This is a genomic window from Marinirhabdus gelatinilytica (assembly GCF_003353425.1).
Taxonomy (GTDB): Bacteria; Bacteroidota; Bacteroidia; order Flavobacteriales; family Flavobacteriaceae; genus Marinirhabdus; species Marinirhabdus gelatinilytica.
Genome location: NZ_QRAO01000001.1, coordinates 179106 through 197214 on the forward strand (window position 1 = coordinate 179106; position 18109 = coordinate 197214).

An 18109-nucleotide genomic window follows, 5' to 3' on the forward strand; every position below is an offset into this window, starting at 1 on the left:
TCAAGTCATTTCCCCACGCAGGGATGTTTCAAATAAAGTCTTAAAGCTATTTGCCGAGACATTGCGCCCTAGCAAATACATTAATTTTGTAAGGGCTGCTTCGGTAGTACAATCCTTACCAGAGATGACTCCCATTTTTTTAAGCGCGGTGCTGGTTTCATACAGCCCCATAGCGACACTCCCGCCCGAACATTGGGTGACGTTCACCACGGGTATCCTTTTTTTCAGGATGTCCTTCAAAATAGTGGTAAACCAAGTCTCGGTGGTTGCATTACCACTACCATAGGTTTCCAACACAAGACCCTTTAAGTGTTCGTAACCCAAAATATGTTCAATCGTAGCTTGATCTATGCCGGGGAACAATTTCAACAAAATCACCCCTTTGGACATTACCGTATGCACCTTGAACTTTTTACGCCTATTGGGTTTATAGAGTGCCGCTGTATTTATTTGCAAATGTACCCCGCTCTCGGCCAAGGCCGGATAGTTTAAGGATGCAAAAGCTTCAAAATGCTCGGCATTTATCTTTGTGGTTCGGTTGGCCCGATACAACTTGTATTCAAAATAAAGGCATACCTCAGAAATGCGCGGTCTTCCTTTTTCTTGGAGCGCGGCTATCTGTATGCTGGTTATTAGGTTTTCTTTCGCATCGGTACGTAGATCACCTATAGGTAATTGGGACCCGGTAAAGATGACGGGCTTCCCCAGGTTTTCCAACATAAAACTAAGCGCCGAGGCAGTATAGGACATCGTATCACTCCCGTGGAGGACCACAAAACCATCAAAGGCATCGTAATTAACCTCAATAAGGCTAGCGAGGTCTGCCCAATATTTGGGATTCATATTAGAGCTATCTATGGGGGATGCAAAGCTGGTGGTATCAATCTTACAGTCCAAGAGTTTCAATTCTGGGATGTGCTGCAACAATTCATTAAAATTGAAGTTACGCAGGGCGCCTGTTTCAAAATCCTTTATCATCCCGATGGTTCCTCCGGTATATATCAACAATATGTTTGGCACTTCGCTCATGGGGACTATTTGTGTTTAAATTCCGAAAACCTCTTTGGAGTTCCGGGTTGTGATTTGTGCTATTTCTTCTTCAGCAACTGAATAGATTTCAGCAACTTTTTTGCATACCAGCTCTAGGTAACTGCTTTCATTGCGCTTTCCGCGGAAAGGAACAGGTGAAAGGTATGGCGAATCTGTTTCCAGAACGATATGCTGTAGGTCAATTTTATTCAAGAAGGCATCTATTTTTCCATTTTTGAAAGTTACCACTCCACCTATACCCAGCTTCATATTAAACCCAATGGCTCGTTTTGCCTGCTCTAAGGTTCCCGTGAAACAATGGAAAATCCCAAAAAGGTTTTCATCCCTTTCGGTTTCGAGCACCTCAAAAATTTCGTCAAAAGCATTTCGGCAGTGAATAACTATGGGTAGCTTATATTTTTTTGCCAATTGTATCTGTTCCTTAAAGGCTATTTTTTGGATGTCCAGCGTGCTCTTGTCCCAGTACAGATCTATCCCTATTTCGCCTACTGCATAAAATTTTCTCTGTTCAAATTGGGAATACACGTGGGCCAATTCTTCTTTATAATTGGTCTTTACAGAGGTTGGGTGCAGGCCCATCATTAAAAAAACCTCGTCTGGGTATTGTGCTTCCAGCTCATACATCGCTTGGGTATGGCTGGAATCTATGGCGGGGATGAAAAAACGGGAAACTCCTGCTTCCTTTGCGCGTTGCATCATCTGTTCTCTGTCCTCATCAAAAGCATCGCTGTAAAGGTGAGTATGGGTGTCTGTTAACATAGCTTGCAAAATTACACATTTTGTTGCCTATCTTTACCAAAAAAAAGTTGGCAACACTTCGCACCCTTTTAGAAGCATCAGGATTTTATAGGATTTTCCTCACCAAGCTCGCTACGGGGCATTATAAATTTTCAGCAAGAATAAACGGGATCGATGGTAGCTTTATTCTTGATACCGGTGCCTCTACCAGTTGTGTGGGTTTAGATCGCATCCTGCAATTTTCACTGTTTAATGAGGCCAGCGAAATAAAGGCGGCCGGTGCTGGTGCCACTAATATGGAAACCCAAATTGCTAGGAACAACCTCTTTGAAATTGGCAAACTGAAACTCTCTACCACAGACTTTGTGCTTTTTGATCTCTCCCATGTAAACCTAGCCCTCTCACAAGCAGAGGAAGCACCAATTGATGGAATTATTGGAGCAGACGTTCTAAAAAAGTACCGCGCGGTGATAGATTATGGCCGCAACTGCCTCTATTTAAAAAGATAACATGAGTTTTTTATTATTTTTGGAGTATCTTTAAATAACTCAAATGTTACTTATCCATTGAAAAATTATTTTCTCTTTTTTGCCATTTCAATTTTTTCGCTTGCCTTACAGGCACAGGAAATATCTTACTACAAGAAATTGGCTGATACCACCAAGAGCAAACAGCTCAAGTTTGAGGCGATGGACTCGGTGATATCAAAATCCTTCCGGAAGGATGAAGATACCTTTATAAAATACAGCCAAGAATATATTGCACTTGCAAAAGAAATGGATAGCATAGAAGCTGCTGCCCGAAAAGCCATGAACCTGCAAGGTAGCCTCACGCACGTAAAGCACCAGCCCGAAAGAGCCATTACCATAATTAATAGCGTACTTGCCGAAAAATATAAAATAAAGGACAGCTTTTTATTAGGTGGGCTATACCTAAAAAGAGGTGGCGCAAATTTTGGCGTAGATCTGGACAAGGCGATAGAGGATTATACACTCGCTCTTAAAAATTTTGGCGCCAAGGACTCCATCTATAGAGCCGATGCCTATTTATTTAGGGGGCAAGCCTATTCCAACCAAGGAAAATTTGTTCCTGCGGGAGAAAACTTCGATAAGGCATACCGCATTTTTGAAGCTTTGCAAGACTACCAATACATGGCACACGCCCAACAGGGAAATATTACCATGTTCAGCATGAATGGTTTTTATGATAAAGCCAAGGAAGAGCGTGACAAGCTAATAGGTAAAATGCAAGAATTGGGGCTCCAACAATTTATCACTTCTGAATATTACAACCAGGCCCTTGATTATAAGAAGATGGGCAATAGCCCCAAACACCTGGAATATTTACTGAAAGCCGAAAACAATATTACCCCAGAGGAAGAAGGAGGAATAAACCACATTACCATCTTATCTACCCTGGTAGAACACTATTGTGCACAAGGCCAAACCAAAGAAGCCGCCAAAATATTGACCCATGTAGAGGCATATTCCGATAGAATTAACGCCAATGGCTATGCAAAATTATCGTATAACGATGCAAAAGCCACCTATTTAAACACTATAGGCAAGCCCCAAGAGGCACTTACGTTTGCACAGGATAAGCTAGTAACGGCACAACTTATGGGGTATGGCGAAGAAACCATGGATGCACACCTCCTCATGTCCCAGGTATATGAAAATCTAGGCGATTACAAAGCTAGCCTGGATTATAAAAAAGAATACCAAGCTAAGAAGGATTCGCTGTTCAATACTACATCTGCCAATGCCCTGGCGTACTATCAAACACTGTACGAAACCGAAAAAAAGGAAAATGAGCTGATCTCCAAAAATGCAAATATCCTATTATTGGAGAAGGACAACGATGCCTTTAAAAAACTTATCTTTTTTGTAAGTGTAGCGTTATTGCTCACTTTCGGTTTAATTTTATTGTACCGTAACCAGCTTCATCTAAAGAAGAAAAAATTACTTCAGGAAGAATTTAGCCAAGAATTGTTGGCCTCCCAAGAAGCCGAGCGCAAGAGGATCTCAAAGGACCTACACGACGGCATAGGCCAGCAGCTTTTGCTCATAAAGAACAAGCTTATTACCACTGGCAACACCGATGCAAAAGACATGGTAGATGCCACTATTGAAGAGGTACGTACCATCTCCCGGGACCTTCATCCGTTCCAGTTACAGGAGCTGGGGATTACAAAGGCCATAGAGCATACCATTACACAAATAGACGAAAACACCTCGCTCTTTATTTCTTCAGAAATTGAGAATATTGACAACCTTTTCACTCCAGAACAGGAAGTGAATATTTATAGAATTGTACAAGAAAGCCTTAGCAATACGCTGAAACACGCCAATGCCGAGGCCAGTAAGGTTTCAGTAAAGAAAATGGCAGATAGGGTAATTATCTCCATACGTGACAACGGTATAGGTTTTGAATTTGCCGAAAAGCTGAAAAATATTAAATCCCTAGGTTTAAAAACCCTTTTGGAACGCACTAAATTTTTGAACGGACAAATGAAGGTAAGGTCAAAAGAAAAAGATGGAACCCTTCTAGAATTTCAGTTACCTATTTAATGGAACAAACTACTATTATAACCGCAGACGACCACCCACTGTTGCTCAAGGGCCTAAACGACTTTTTGCTGGAGCGAGGATATAATATTATTGGTAGTGGAAAAAACGGCAGGGAAGCATACAACCTTATTATAAACGAAAATCCCAACATAGCCATCCTCGATATACAGATGCCCTTTATGTCTGGTATTGAAATAGCACAAAAGTGCAAGACAAACTGCCCAGACACCAAGGTGATATTGATCACCCTTCATAAGGAACGTGAAATATACGAGCAGGCCAAGGAACTGAACATTTTTGGCTACATCCTCAAAGAGTTTGCACTGGAAGAGATTGAGAACTGCCTCGAACAGGTAATACAGGGAGAACACTATTTTAGTCCTAATATTGGAAAAAAACTCCAGTCGCATGGTATAGATACGGAGCTTTTCTCCAAGCTTACACCCTCTGAAAAGAAAATACTCAAGCTTATAGGCGAGGATAAGACTAACAAAGAAATCGCGTCACTATTATTTATCTCCTATCGCACCGTTGAGAAACACCGAAGCAACATAATCAACAAACTGCAATTAGAACATAAGACCAACAGTTTGCTTATTTGGGCCAAGCAAAACTACTCCAGCTTCACATAAAAATAAATTTACGTGTATATACGTATTGTTTGGAATAAGGATATTTCACAATTTTACAGTATGGAAAATCTAGCGGAGCTACCAAGCACGAACAAGAAATTAACCCTTAAGCAAAAGGTAACCTTGGGGATCCTTACCACGTGCGTAGTTGTTGTTATTTCCTTGAATATATTAAGTCTTATACTAGCACTCTAGTATTCACCTTTTTCAACCAACTAACCAAAAAACCCAGCCTAACAGCTGGGTTTTTTCAATGTTATATCTAAGCGACGCATGTTATAGCTCTAACGCTTTTTTCACATCGTTGTCCATTAAGAGCTCTATTGGGTTTTCCAAGGCTTCTTTAACGGCAACCAAAAACCCTACAGATTCTTTTCCATCGATAATTCTGTGGTCATAGGATAGTGCCACGTACATGATGGGTGCAATGGTTACGCCACCGTTCTTCACTACTGGGCGTTCTACAATATTGTGCATCCCCAAGATCCCGGATTGGGGTGGGTTTATAATAGGGGTGGAAAGCATACTCCCAAATACCCCTCCATTGGAAATGGTGAAGGTACCCCCTGTCATTTCGTCAACAGTTATTTGTCCGTCACGAGCACGTAATGCCAATCTCTTTACTTCGGACTCTACGCCACGGAAACTTAAGTTTTCAGCGTTTCTTATTACTGGAACCATCAATCCTTTAGGTCCAGAAACAGCTATAGAAATATCCTTATAATCAAAAGTCAACATTTCCTTTCCGTCTATCATACTGTTTACGGCAGGATACATTTCCAAGGCACGCACTACCGCCAAGGTAAAGAAAGACATAAAGCCAAGGCTCACGCCGTGTTTCTCTTTAAAGGTCTCTTTGTATTCTTTTCTAAGATCGAATATTGCTGTCATATCCACCTCGTTAAAGGTAGTGAGCATAGCCGTTGTGTTTTTTGCCTCCACGAGACGTTCTGCCACTTTACGGCGCAACATAGACAGTTTGCTTCTTGAGGTTCCCCTATCGCCTGTCCCAGGGGTCCCCATGGATGGTGTTGCATTCTCAGCGTCATGTTTGGTAATGCGTCCGTCACGACCCGTACCCTTTACATCATTAGCATCTATCCCTTTTTCGGAAAGTATCTTTTTTGCTGAAGGTGAAGGAGTCCCCGTTGCATAGCTTTTACCAGAATCTTGTCCCTGTCTTTGTGTAGAACTTTTTGAAGGCGTTTCGGTTTTTGCTTCGGCTTTCTTGCCTGTGTCCTTATTCTTGGCATCTTGCTTGTCCAAATCTGGAGCTGCATTGTTGCCACCTGTTTCATCTCCTGGATCATCGTAGGTATCGGTACTTTCGTCTTCTCCTCCCGGTTTTTCGGCTTCTGTATCAATTAAACATACCACTTCACCCACTCCAACAGCATCGCCTTCTTCGGCTTTTAGGGTAATGATACCGCTAGCTTCTGCTGGAAGCTCCAGCGTAGCTTTATCGCTATCTACTTCTGCAATAGCTTGGTCTTTTTCTACCCAATCGCCGTCTTCAACCAGCCATTGTGCTATTTCTACTTCGGTTATGGACTCTCCCGGTGAGGGGACTTTCATTTCTAATGCCATAATTTTATTGATTATTGAATTTCAGAAAAACCGAAATTCTATGTTTAGTTTTGGTTCATATTTTTATCGAAGACACTTTCAATCACCTTCATATGCCTTGCCTTACTGCGCACACTACTTCCTGATGCTGGTGCGGCATACATTTTTCTGCTGCATACTCTCCAGCTCCTTGTTTCCTCGAAATGAAGCATTAAATGTGAATAGGCACCCATATTGCGGGGTTCCTCTTGGGCCCAGACAACATCGTCTGCATTTTTATATTTTTTTATGATAGATTTCATCTCCTCAACAGGTAGCGGAAACAACTGCTCCACACGCACTAGGGCCACATCGTCCCTTTTCTCTTCTTCTTTCTTTTCTAATAAATCGTAATAGAACTTACCGGTCACGAATACCAAGCTCTTTACTTTTGCAACCTTAGCATCTGGATCGTCCAGTACCATCTTAAAACTACCATTGGCCAGTTCTTGTTTGGTCGAAACCGCTTTGGCGTGACGCAGCAAACTCTTGGGTGTAAATACGATCAAGGGTTTGCGGTATTTGGTCTTTATCTGCCTACGGAGGAGATGGAACATTTGTGCGGGTGTGGTTACATCTGCCACAAACATATTGTCCTTGGCACATAGCTGAAGGTAGCGCTCCATACGTGCCGAAGAGTGTTCTGCCCCTTGACCTTCGTAACCGTGCGGCAACAGCATTACAAGCCCGTTTTGTAGTTTCCATTTATCTTCTGCTGAAGAAATGTACTGGTCTATCATTATTTGCGCTCCATTGCTGAAATCCCCAAACTGTGCTTCCCAGATAGTTAGCGTAATGGGGCTTGCCATGGCATATCCATAGTCGAACCCAACCACACCATATTCTGAAAGTAACGAGTTGTATATATAAAAATGTGCCTGTTCTCCTTTCAGGTTGTTCAACAATACTATTTCTTCTTCACTGTCTTCCACCTTGGTAACGGCGTGGCGGTGGCTAAAGGTACCTCGTTCCACGTCCTGCCCTGTCATGCGCACATCGTGCCCTTCTTTTAGCAAAGAGCCATACGCCAATAGTTCGCCCATGGCCCAATCCAGTTCATTGTCCTCAAAATACATTTTTTTGCGCGCTTCGATAAGTCGTGAAATCTTGCGCAGGAATTTCTTGTTCTCAGGAAGCTGGGTAATCACTTCGGCTATTTCGGTGAGCTTATCCAAGTTGTAGGTAGTATCTACCGTTTGGATCATCGTGTCTTCTTCGGCATATTCATAGCCCTCCCATTCGTCTTGCATGAATGGGGTGATCCTCGTTTTATCCTCTTTACGGGAATCTTCAAGGTTTTCTTCTAGTTTATCTTTGTATTCTTGTTCAAGCTGTTTGGTAAAACCTTTCTCTATCACACCTTCCTTAAAGAGTTTTTCGGCATAAATGTCACGCGGGTTGCTATGTTTGCTTATGGCCTTGTAGAGTTTAGGTTGTGTAAAGCGTGGCTCGTCCCCTTCGTTGTGACCGTACTTACGGTACCCCAACAAATCTATGAATACATCGCGCCCAAACTCCATACGGAAATCCAGTGCAAACTTCATGGCGTGTACCACGGCTTCGGCATCATCAGCATTAACGTGCAGTACGGGGGATAGTGTTACCTTTCCTACATCGGTACAATAGGTAGAGGAACGACCGTCCAAGTAATTGGTGGTAAAACCTACTTGATTGTTTACTACAATGTGGATAGTCCCTCCAGTTTTATATCCCTCTAGTTGTGCCATTTGCACGATCTCGTACACCAAGCCCTGTCCTGCAATGGCGGCATCACCATGCACCACTATGGGCAATACGGCTTTTGGATTGTCTTTATGGTGGTCGTCTTGCTTAGCACGGGCAATCCCTTGTACCACAGCTCCCACTGTTTCAAGGTGGGATGGGTTTGGAGCAATATTCAGGTTTATTTCCTTACCGCTATCTGTAGCGCGTTTACTGGTCCAACCCAAGTGGTATTTTACGTCACCATCAAAAATATCTTCGGCATAATCCTTTCCGTCAAATTCTGAGAAAATATCCTTGGCGCTCTTTCCAAAGATATTGGTAAGCGTACTTAAACGGCCACGGTGTGCCATTCCCATTATAAATTCTTCAACTCCTTGCTCTGCTGCATTTTCAATCAAAGAATCCAAAGCAGGAATTAAGCTTTCACCCCCTTCCAGAGAGAAGCGCTTTTGGCCCACGTACTTAGTATGCAAGAAATTCTCGAACGAGACGGCCTCGTTCAATTTCTTTAAAATCTGTTTCTTTTTTTCTGCTGAAAAATTGGGTTGGTTGTCGTTAACGTTAAGCTTATCCTGAATCCATTGAATTTCCTCAGGCTTGCGTATGTACATATACTCTATCCCAATACTATCGCAATAGATACTGTTAAGGTGTTTCAGGATTTGTTCCAACGTACTTGGCCCCATTCCCAGCACTTCACCTGCTTTGAACGTAGTCTGGAGGTCCTCTTTTGAAAGACCGAAATTTTCAATATCCAAGGTAGGCTCGTACTTTCTGCGCTCACGAACGGGGTTTGTCTTGGTGAACAAATGGCCACGAGTGCGGTACCCATCTATGAGTTTTATAACCTGAAATTCTTTTAGAACTTCTTCGGTAACTACGGCACCACTGGGGGCCTCGATGCCCAGCCCTTCAAGCGAACCGCTTTCAACCCCAAAGTCGAAACCTTGGAAAAAAGCACGCCAACTTGGCTCAATGCTATCTGGAAATTGTAAATACTTGTCGTAAAGATCTGCTATCTGTGCAGGGTGGACGGCGTTCAAGAAGGAATATCTATCCATAGTGGATGCTGAAAAGTTCTATTTAATAAAACGGTACAAAAATACAATAAATCCATGAACCACAGTGCTGGGTTTTTGTATATTTATAGTGCTAACTATTAAAATTTTCCTAATGAAAATGCTCACCCAAGGCTTTTTAAAACTTTTGTTTCTCTTTGTTTTTATTGCTTTTTTCCAAAAAACAGCCCAAGCACAAGAAACGCAAAACCTTTTTTGGCAAAAAGTTCAGATTGGTGGTGGGCTGGGCGTTAGTTTCGGGAATGGCAATTTTAGCGCTACCATCGCCCCGAGTGCCATTTATAATTTTAACGACTATGTTGCCATGGGGCCATCGCTCATCTTTAGCTACCAGAGCAATGATTTTTTTAAATCTACCCTATACGGCGGGAGCTGGATAACACTTTTTAATCCTATTCCAGAAATACAACTTTCTGCAGAGGTTGAGCAGCTGCGCGTGAACCAAGAACTTGAGTTTATAGACGGCACCACACAAAAGGACAACTTTTGGAACACGGCACTTTTTGCTGGAGCTGGCTATCGTGCAGGCGCAGTTACCGTAGGGCTTCGTTATAATTTGTTGTTTAGCGATGATGACCGTGTTTATGCCACAGCTTGGAACCCGTTTGTAAGGGTGTATTTCTAGTCCATCCCAGTCTCACAGAAGGGAAGGATCCATGGAGCACTATACTGTACGCTTCATCAACCAAGTACCGAACTCACGGAGTTTTTGTTTTTTATCTTCAGAAAGCTGAAGGGTTTCCAATACTTTATTTGCCTTTTGTGTATAGGTCTCAATTTCTGAAACAGTAGCGGTAGCGGCTCCACTGTTTATGAAGATTTCTTTTACTGTTTCAATTTTATCTTCAGGGTCCACAGGATGTATGCTGAAAAGGTGCTCCAGTGTTTCTACATCTCCCGGCACGCCATTTTGGAGCGCCGTGAGATATAAAAATGTTTTTTTGTTGGCAATGATATCCCCCCCAACCTGTTTGCCAAAAGTTTCAGGGTTTCCGAAGGCGTCCAAATAATCGTCCTGTAATTGAAAGGCAATCCCGAGGTTTCTTCCAAATTCGTAAATACCCTCACAACAACTTTCTGAAGCTTCAGCAACAATGGCTCCCATCTTCATAGCAGCACCAATAAGGACGGCGGTTTTGTAATCTATCATTTTTATGTACTCAGGAATCGTTACATCGTCGCGGGTTTCAAAATCTACATCGTACTGTTGGCCCTCGCACACCTGTAAAGCTGTTTTACTGAACAACTTTGCCAATTCTTGAAATTGTGCCGGCTCATAGGCTTCAAATAATTGGTATGCTAAAATAAGCATGGCATCGCCACTTAAAATCCCCGCATTTACATCCCACTTTTCATGTACTGTTTCCTTGCCACGACGCAGTGGGGCATTGTCCATAATATCGTCATGAATCAAAGAGAAATTGTGGAACAGCTCTACGGCAAGGGCTGCATTCATTGCTTCTTTGAAATTATCTCCAAAGAAATCGGCAGTCAATAAGGTAAGCACGGGACGCAATCTTTTTCCCCCCAGCGTAAGTATATATTTTATGGGTTCGTAAAGCTGAACAGGCTCTTTTACCGTAACTGCTTTGTGTAAGTGGGCAGACAGGGCGTTTCCATAGGTTGTGAGCAATTCCATTTTTTTAATTTGATGCAAAAATAAGCTTTCCAACTAACTGTTGCCCAAAAAAACAAGCTTTCTAATAGGCAATACCTCCACAAAAAGTACGCTCCAGTGTTAAATAATTGTAAAAACTAAGGAAACTTTTATTGTTTTTAAAGTTTCCCTGCCTATATTTGCGCCATTCAAAATAAAGAGTATCAGTTTTAAGATTTAGGTTGGATTTTTTTATGAAAGATAAAATAATTGAAAAAGCTTCGGAAATGTTCTTAACTCTTGGGTTCAAGAGCGTGACCATGGACGATATTGCCAGTGAGATGGGTATTTCAAAAAAAACCATCTATGCACATTTCAACAATAAGGAAACTATTATTGCGGTAGTGACAGATTCTATTTTTGAAGAGGTCTCAAAAGATATAGACTGTATATGTGCCCTTGAACAAAACCCTATTGAAGAAATTTATGAAATAAAAAAGAGGGTCCTGGAGCATATGCGCAATGAAAAAACATCACCCTGGCACCAACTGCAAAAATACTACCCAACTATTTTCCAAAACATTAAAAATCGCCAGTGCAGTTTCATGCAGGAATGTGTGGTGAAGAATTTGCATCGAGGAATCGAACAGGGTTTGTTCAGGAACAATATAGACGTTCAATTTGTGTCCCGCATTTATTTTAATGGGGTCACGGGCATAAAAGACAGTAATTTGTTCCCTATTTCTATGTTTAACGGTTCTCATCTTTACGAAATGTTCCTAGAATACCACCTCAGGGGAATTGTGACTCCAGAGGGACGTAAAATACTAAACAACCTAATTCACTCAAACCAAGATTAATGAAACAGTTTTTAATCACTGCTCTCCTTTTAACCTCGCTTGTAGCTACAGGTCAAAACAAGACCTATTCCTTCAGCTTGGAGGAGGCCATTACATTTGCACTGGATAGCAATTATACCGCTTTAAATGCACGTCGAGACATAGCAAAGGCCATAAAACAAAAATGGGAGACCACAGCCACTGGGCTGCCTCAATTGAGCGGAAACATTACGTACCAAAACAACTTGAAACAGCAAGTGACCCTAATCCCAGCCGAGTTTTCTGGTGGCGAACCGGGTACCTTTGTGCCAGTGATCTTTGGAACCAAGCAAAATGCCAGTGCCGTTGCCACGCTCAATCAGTTAATTTTTGATGGCAGTTACCTCGTGGGGCTGCAGGCCGCCAAGGCGTTCTTGGATTTTTCTGAAAATGCTGCCGAAAAAACCAACCTAGAGGTTCGGAAAGGCGTTATAAATGCCTACGGTAGCGTACTGCTTTCTGAAGAGCTTATCACCATATTTGAAAGGAACAAAGAAAACCTAGAAAAAAACCTCTACGAGACACGTAAGATTTTTGAAAACGGCCTCACAGAAGAAGAAAGTGTAGAGCAACTTGAAGTGACCTTGCTGGATATTGAAACACAGTTAAGCAACGCCCAAAGGAGCAGTACCATTGCCAGACAAATGTTTAATGTAGCGTTGGGAATCCCTGCTGAAAGTGAAGTTTTTTTCGAAGACAACTTGGGTACTTTGGCTGCACAGGGCAACAACCTCCAGTTACTGGACGAGAACCTGGATATTGAAAAAAATGCTGACTATAAAATTGCCTACAACCTCACCGAGCAGAGAAGTTTAGAGATGAAACTGGAAAAGAGTAGGGCATTGCCCAGTATTTCAGCCTTTGTGAACTATGGCACATCTGCCTTTAGGAACGATTTTGACTTTTTGGACACTAGCGAACCGTGGTTTCAATCGTCGTTACTGGGGGTGAGTATGAATATTCCCATTTTTAGCAGTGGGATGCGAAGCGCAAAGACACAGCGCGCAAGGATTGCACTGGATCAAGCCAAAACACAACTAGAAGAGACAAAGCAAAATGTAACCCTGCAACTAAACACGGCAAGGAGCAACTATCAATTTGCGATAGAAAAGTTTGAGAACGCCAAAAAGAACAAAGCCTTGGCAGAGCGAATCGAAACTAAAAACCAGGTCAAGTTTACCGAAGGCCTGAGCACTAGTTTCGATTTGCGCCAAGCACAAACACAACTCTATACCGCACAGCAGCAATACTTCCAGAGCATGTTGGATGTAATAAATGCAAAAGCCGAGATAGAAACCGTGCTCAATACGCCCGAATTGAGAATTGAGTCCGAAGAAATAAAGGGCAAATACTAAACCAACCATAATGCGAAAAAACATATTCACAACACAAAACACACCTTTTACCGGGTGTTTTATTGCCACCAAAAACAACCCTATTATGAAACAGCTATCATTATTATTCTTTGCAACCCTGCTGCTCACCTCGTGCGGCAATAGCGAGCCTTCTTCGGTAGACACTATAATTGCTTCTGGCAATGTAGAGGAGCTTCAGCAAAAAAGGAACGAGCTTACCACAGAAGTTCAGGAAATAAATGCCAAGATAAAACTGTTGGACGAAAAGCTAAAGGAAGTTAGCCCAGATGCCAACGTCCCCCTTATTACCTCCTTTATTGCCAAGGATACCATATTCAACCACTTTGTAGAATTACAGGGAAGCGTAGAAACAGACCAAAATATAGTGGTAACGCCAGAGATGGGCGGTGTGCTAACCAATGTTTACGTAAAAGAAGGACAACGGGTACGTAAAGGGCAAACATTGGCCAGAGTGGACGATGGCGGGATGAGCCAGCAATTGGCACAATTAGAAGTACAAGCAGATCTTGCAAAAACAACTTTTGAACGCCAAGAACGCCTTTGGAACCAAAAAATAGGCAGCGAGATACAGTACTTGCAAGCAAAGTCCAACTATGAGGGAATGCAAAAAAACATAAACTCCATGAAGCAACAATTGGCAAAAGCCACCGTAAGAGCTCCTTTTTCGGGAACTATAGACGATATAATTACCGAGCAGGGAAGCGTGGTCTCACCAGGACAAACACCTATTCTACGCATTGTAAGTTTAAACGACATGTATATCTCGACCAATGTCCCAGAAACCTACATTACCGATGTAGTTGAAGGGAAAGAGGTAAAAGCCTTTTTTCCAGTTTTGAACAAGACCATAGACGCTAAAGTGAGCCAAACGGCAAGCTACATTAATCCAGATAACAGAACCTTTAAAGCTGAAATCGATGTCCCCAACAAGGAAAATACCATTAAACCAAACCTTACCGCAAGGCTACAGATTAATGATTATACCAACAAAAATGCAATCCTTATACCACAGAGTATTATTAGCGAAAATGCACAAGGGGAGCAGTATGTGTATGTGTTGAAAGAAAAGCAGGAAAACAAAGCCGTTGCCAGCAGGGTAATTATTGAAACAGGTAAAACACAAGGCGACCAAATTGAAGTCTTGAGCGGTTTGGAAAATGGCGCAGAGCTTATTGAGGAAGGTGCTAGAAGTGTAAAGGATGGACAAACCGTAAAAATAATCTCCTATTAATCTTTAAAGCCCAATAATATCACTATCTACAACGGTGAGCAGCCTAAATTAACAGCACAAACTTGAACAACATGGCAAAAAAGAAAAAAAATACCGAAAAGGAGTTTAAACTCTCCTCTTGGGCCATTAACAATAAAACCACGATGTATGTTGCCATGGCACTTATCCTTTTTTTGGGGTACAGCGCCTACAATAGCATGCCCCGTGAGAGTTTCCCCGAAATAAAGGAAACCAAAATTTATGTGAGCTCTGTATTCCCCGGAAACACTGCCGAGGATATTGAAAAACTCATTACCGACCCACTCGAAGATAAATTGAAGATAGTGAGCGGCGTGGTAGAGCTCACCTCAACTTCGCAAGAAGACTACTCCATGATCGTGGTGGAGTTTGATGATGATATTCCTGTAGAGAACGCTAAACAGTTGGTAAAGGACGAAATAGATAGCGAGACCTCCAGTGAGGACTGGCCCACATTTAACGGCGCTAAAATTGAACCCAATGTTTTTGAATTGAGTATGAGCGAAGAAATGCCCATACTCAACATTAATATTTCTGGAAATTACCCTGTACCTAAACTAAAGGAATTCGGGGAATACCTACAAGACGAAATTGAGAACTTAACCGAAATTAAAAAGGTTGATATTCGTGGTGCACAAGAAAAAGAAGTTGAGGTAGCAGTGGACATCTACAAAATGATGGCAAGCAATGTTAGCTTTAACGATATTGCTGGTGCCATTGCCAATGGTAATATGACCATGTCCGCAGGAAACTTTAAGGCCAGCGGGCAGCGCCGTACCATTCGTATTTTGGGAGAAATTGAAGACCCACAGGAATTGAACAATTTTGTGGTGAAGTCTGAAAGTGGTAACATAGTGTACCTAAAGGACGTAGCAGAGGTTAGCTTTAAACCTGAAGATAAAACTACCTACGCAAGGGAATTTGGCGAAGATGTAGTGATGCTGGACGTAAAAAAACGTTCTGGCGAAAACATGGTGGCAGCCGCCGAAAAAATTGATGCTATCGTTAAAAATGCTCGAGAGAACGAGTTTCCGTCAGACCTTCAACTGTCCATCACCAACGACCAATCTTCAAAAACCATTGGCCAGGTGGACGATTTGGTGAACAACATCATCTTCGGGATTATTTTGGTAGTTACCGTTTTAATGTTTTTCCTGGGCTTTAAAAACGCCCTGTTTGTAGGGTTTGCCATCCCAATGTCCATGTTCATGTCGCTTATGATCTTAAGTTGGTTTGGCTACACTATGAACACCATGATATTATTTGGGCTTATTATGGGATTGGGTATGTTGGTGGACAACGGTATCGTAGTGGTAGAGAACGTGTACCGCCTTATGGACGAAGAGGGGCTTAGCCGTGTCGAGGCTGCAAAGAAAGGAATTGGCGAGATTGCATTTCCTATCATTATTTCTACAGTAACCACCGTGGCAGCATTTGTTCCTTTGGGGCTATGGCCAGGGCTTATGGGACAGTTTATGATTTATTTCCCCATTACACTTTCGGTTGTATTGGGATCCTCATTGTTCGTAGCAATATTCTTTAACTCGGTACTTGTTTCAAAATTCATGAGGGTTGAGGATAAGAACATGCCTAAAAGAAACCTGGTTATCATTTCAGCAATTGTAGGGGGTATCGGTCTAATCATCATGCTTATTGGTGGAGCCTATCGAGGTCTTGGAACGCTCATGATAGTAGTTGCCGGAATGCTTTGGGTATATAGGTTGGTACTTCGAAAAATGGCCAACAATTTCCAAACGGGCACCTTGGTAAGACTGGAAAATTGGTACGAGCGCAACTTAACAAGAGCCTTTAAAGGGAAGAGGCCATACCTTATTTCTGCCGGGGCATTTTTTCTTCTGTTTGCCTCAATTATTTCTTTTGGAGTTTCAGTAATACAGCAACGTACCAAGATTGAATTTTTCCCAGACAACAAACCCAATCAGATCATTGTCTATCTTGAATACCCGCAAGGTACGGCCATTGAAAAAACAAATGCCATTACAAAGGAAATTGAAAAAAAGGTCTTTGAGATTTTAAATGATGACATGTATATGGACAACGGCTATAACTACATGGTAGAGAGCGCCGTATCCCAAGTAGGTGAAGGGGCCGGAAACCCACAGACTGATGGTGGTAGTGCAGCCGAAATGCCCCATAAGGGAAAAATTACAGCCTCTATGCGAGAGTATAAGTACCGCCGTGGCAAGGATAGTGAGGAATTGCGGAAAAAAGTACAGGAAGCGCTGGAAGGTATTTATCCAGGGTTGCTCATTTCGGTTGAAAAAGACGCCAATGGCCCGCCACAGGGAGCACCTGTAAATATTGAGTTGGAAGGTGACGACTATAATGAGCTTATTGCAACTGCTGAAAATATGCGTAAGTACCTTAACTCAAAAAACATCCCGGCCCTGGACGAACTGAAGATAGACGTGAACAAGGACAAACCAGCCATGCAAGTGGAGGTAGACCGAGAGAAAGCAGGAGAACTGGGCGTGAGCGCTGGGCAAGTGGGACAGCAATTGCGCAATGCACTCTTTGGAACCAAAGCAGGAGTGTATAAAGAAGATGGGGACGATTACGATATTTATGTTAGGTTTAACGAAGAAAGCCGCTACAACACCAGTGCCCTGTTCAACCAAACCATGACCTTTAGGACCAATACGGGGCAACTGCGAAACATTCCAGTTTCGGCCGTTGCTACCAGAAAAAACAGCTCTGGTTTCAGTGCCATAAAGCATAAGGAGACCAATAGAGTGGTTACTGTATATTCAAACCTAAAGCCAGGCTATACCGATGCTGGAGCTGCAGTAGCCGAAGTACAAGAAGCCATGAAAGGTTTTGACGGTATGCCGGAGGACATAAAAATTGACTATACGGGCCAACTGGAAGAGCAAAATAAAGAACAAGCCTTTTTAATGAGTGCGTTCTTTACGGGGCTTGGTCTTATATTTTTGATTCTCATCTTTCAGTTCAATTCCATTTCCAAACCAGCTATAATTATGGTTGCGATTTTCCTGAGTTTAATAGGAGTGTTTGGCGGGATTGTAATTTCTGGAGCTCCATTTGTAATTTTAATGACCATGATGGGAATCATCTCCCTTGCCGGTATTGTGGTGAACAACGGGGTGGTGTTGCTGGATTATGCACAATTACTTATTGATAGAAAAAAGAACAAGTTAAACATTGATGAGGATGAATATCTTGAAAAAAACGATCTTTTGGAAGCTATCATCAAATCAGGAAGAGCGCGATTGCGTCCCGTACTGCTTACTGCAATAACCACCATTTTAGGGTTAATCCCGCTTGCCACTGGTCTTAATATCGACTTTTTCTCGCTCTTCAGTGAGTTTGATGCCAATATCTATTTTGGTGGAGATAACGTGATTTTTTGGGGACCCCTGGCGTGGACGGTAATCTATGGATTAGTGATTGCCACTTTCCTTACCTTGATTGTGGTGCCGCTGTTATTTTACATAGCAATGCGATTGAAAATGTGGGTACATAGCAAACGCAAACAAAACGAAGTGGTTTCTAACGCAAAAGACGAGCCTATAGTTATTGCAGCCGCAGAGTAAGGCTTCAATAATTAACGAAAACCAAAAGCCCTTTC

13 protein-coding genes are annotated in these 18109 nt (G+C 42.3%); 8 read left to right on the forward strand and 5 right to left on the reverse strand.

The window, feature by feature from the left end; translation table 11 throughout:
- Both C8D94_RS00740 and C8D94_RS00745 read right to left on the reverse strand, forming a co-directional pair.
- Positions 1–1029 (reverse strand): asparaginase, encoded by a 1029-nt coding sequence (locus tag C8D94_RS00740; RefSeq protein WP_115122000.1) that lies wholly within the window; start codon positions 1027–1029, stop codon positions 1–3.
- Positions 1030–1044: 15 nt separating this feature from the next.
- The gene (locus tag C8D94_RS00745) at positions 1045–1809 is read right to left on the reverse strand and encodes a TatD family hydrolase (protein WP_115122001.1); all 765 of its coding nucleotides are present in this window, start codon (positions 1807–1809) and stop codon (positions 1045–1047) included.
- Positions 1810–1856: 47 nt separating this feature from the next.
- Between C8D94_RS00745 and C8D94_RS00750 the strand changes: the two genes are divergently transcribed.
- Genes C8D94_RS00750 through C8D94_RS00760 form a run of 3 tightly spaced genes read left to right on the forward strand, consistent with a single transcriptional unit; the run spans position 1857 to position 4990 of the window.
- Positions 1857–2297, forward strand: a complete 441-nt coding sequence (locus C8D94_RS00750) for a retropepsin-like aspartic protease (RefSeq protein ID WP_115122976.1) — start codon at positions 1857–1859, stop codon at positions 2295–2297.
- Between the two features lie 57 nt (positions 2298–2354).
- Positions 2355–4358, forward strand: coding sequence for a tetratricopeptide repeat-containing sensor histidine kinase (locus tag C8D94_RS00755; protein ID WP_115122002.1), 2004 nt, complete (start codon positions 2355–2357; stop codon positions 4356–4358).
- Positions 4358–4990, forward strand: a complete 633-nt coding sequence (locus C8D94_RS00760) for a response regulator (protein WP_115122003.1) — start codon at positions 4358–4360, stop codon at positions 4988–4990. The genes C8D94_RS00755 and C8D94_RS00760 overlap by 1 nt, the downstream gene beginning before the upstream one ends.
- A 276-nt stretch (positions 4991–5266) precedes the next feature.
- On the opposite strand, the gene odhB is transcribed toward C8D94_RS00760, so the two are convergent.
- Both odhB and C8D94_RS00770 read right to left on the reverse strand, forming a co-directional pair.
- A complete protein-coding gene (gene odhB / locus C8D94_RS00765; RefSeq protein WP_115122004.1) occupies positions 5267–6577 on the reverse strand; it encodes a 2-oxoglutarate dehydrogenase complex dihydrolipoyllysine-residue succinyltransferase in 1311 nt (436 codons plus the stop codon).
- A 44-nt stretch (positions 6578–6621) separates the two neighbouring features.
- Entirely contained in the window at positions 6622–9381 is a 2760-nt protein-coding gene (locus C8D94_RS00770) for a 2-oxoglutarate dehydrogenase E1 component (protein WP_115122005.1), read from the reverse strand.
- A 112-nt stretch (positions 9382–9493) separates the two neighbouring features.
- Between C8D94_RS00770 and C8D94_RS00775 the strand changes: the two genes are divergently transcribed.
- Positions 9494–10024, forward strand: a complete 531-nt coding sequence (locus C8D94_RS00775) for a hypothetical protein (RefSeq protein ID WP_245946158.1) — start codon at positions 9494–9496, stop codon at positions 10022–10024.
- Positions 10025–10063: 39 nt separating this feature from the next.
- On the opposite strand, the gene C8D94_RS00780 is transcribed toward C8D94_RS00775, so the two are convergent.
- Positions 10064–11038: a polyprenyl synthetase family protein gene (locus C8D94_RS00780; RefSeq protein WP_115122006.1), complete on the reverse strand. Its 975-nt coding sequence runs from the start codon at positions 11036–11038 to the stop codon at positions 10064–10066.
- 212 nt (positions 11039–11250) lie between these two features.
- On the opposite strand from C8D94_RS00780, the gene C8D94_RS00785 reads away from it, so the two are divergent.
- From C8D94_RS00785 to C8D94_RS00800, 4 genes are all read left to right on the forward strand, one after another.
- Positions 11251–11856 (forward strand): TetR/AcrR family transcriptional regulator, encoded by a 606-nt coding sequence (locus C8D94_RS00785; RefSeq protein ID WP_115122007.1) that lies wholly within the window; start codon positions 11251–11253, stop codon positions 11854–11856.
- Positions 11856–13229 (forward strand): TolC family protein, encoded by a 1374-nt coding sequence (locus tag C8D94_RS00790; RefSeq protein WP_115122008.1) that lies wholly within the window; start codon positions 11856–11858, stop codon positions 13227–13229. Before C8D94_RS00785 ends, C8D94_RS00790 begins: the two co-directional genes overlap by 1 nt.
- An 85-nt stretch (positions 13230–13314) precedes the next feature.
- The gene (locus C8D94_RS00795; RefSeq protein WP_115122009.1) at positions 13315–14481 is read left to right on the forward strand and encodes an efflux RND transporter periplasmic adaptor subunit; all 1167 of its coding nucleotides are present in this window, start codon (positions 13315–13317) and stop codon (positions 14479–14481) included.
- Between the two features lie 71 nt (positions 14482–14552).
- Positions 14553–18074 (forward strand): efflux RND transporter permease subunit, encoded by a 3522-nt coding sequence (locus C8D94_RS00800; RefSeq protein ID WP_115122010.1) that lies wholly within the window; start codon positions 14553–14555, stop codon positions 18072–18074.
- Positions 18075–18109 lie beyond the last annotated feature (35 nt).

Bases quoted from the DNA above. Each gene is read 5' to 3' on its own strand.
- C8D94_RS00780 (WP_115122006.1), bottom strand. From the start codon at position 11,038: ATGGAATTGCTCACAACCTATGGAAACGCCCTGTCTGCCCACTTACAC.
- C8D94_RS00775 (WP_245946158.1), top strand. From the start codon at position 9,494: ATGAAAATGCTCACCCAAGGCTTTTTAAAACTTTTGTTTCTCTTTGTT.
- C8D94_RS00790 (WP_115122008.1), top strand. From the start codon at position 11,856: ATGAAACAGTTTTTAATCACTGCTCTCCTTTTAACCTCGCTTGTAGCT.
- C8D94_RS00800 (WP_115122010.1), top strand. From the start codon at position 14,553: ATGGCAAAAAAGAAAAAAAATACCGAAAAGGAGTTTAAACTCTCCTCT.
- C8D94_RS00745 (WP_115122001.1), bottom strand. From the start codon at position 1,809: ATGTTAACAGACACCCATACTCACCTTTACAGCGATGCTTTTGATGAG.
- C8D94_RS00795 (WP_115122009.1), top strand. From the start codon at position 13,315: ATGAAACAGCTATCATTATTATTCTTTGCAACCCTGCTGCTCACCTCG.
- C8D94_RS00785 (WP_115122007.1), top strand. From the start codon at position 11,251: ATGAAAGATAAAATAATTGAAAAAGCTTCGGAAATGTTCTTAACTCTT.
- C8D94_RS00740 (WP_115122000.1), bottom strand. From the start codon at position 1,029: ATGAGCGAAGTGCCAAACATATTGTTGATATATACCGGAGGAACCATC.
- odhB (WP_115122004.1), bottom strand. From the start codon at position 6,577: ATGGCATTAGAAATGAAAGTCCCCTCACCGGGAGAGTCCATAACCGAA.
- C8D94_RS00770 (WP_115122005.1), bottom strand. From the start codon at position 9,381: ATGGATAGATATTCCTTCTTGAACGCCGTCCACCCTGCACAGATAGCA.
- C8D94_RS00760 (WP_115122003.1), top strand. From the start codon at position 4,358: ATGGAACAAACTACTATTATAACCGCAGACGACCACCCACTGTTGCTC.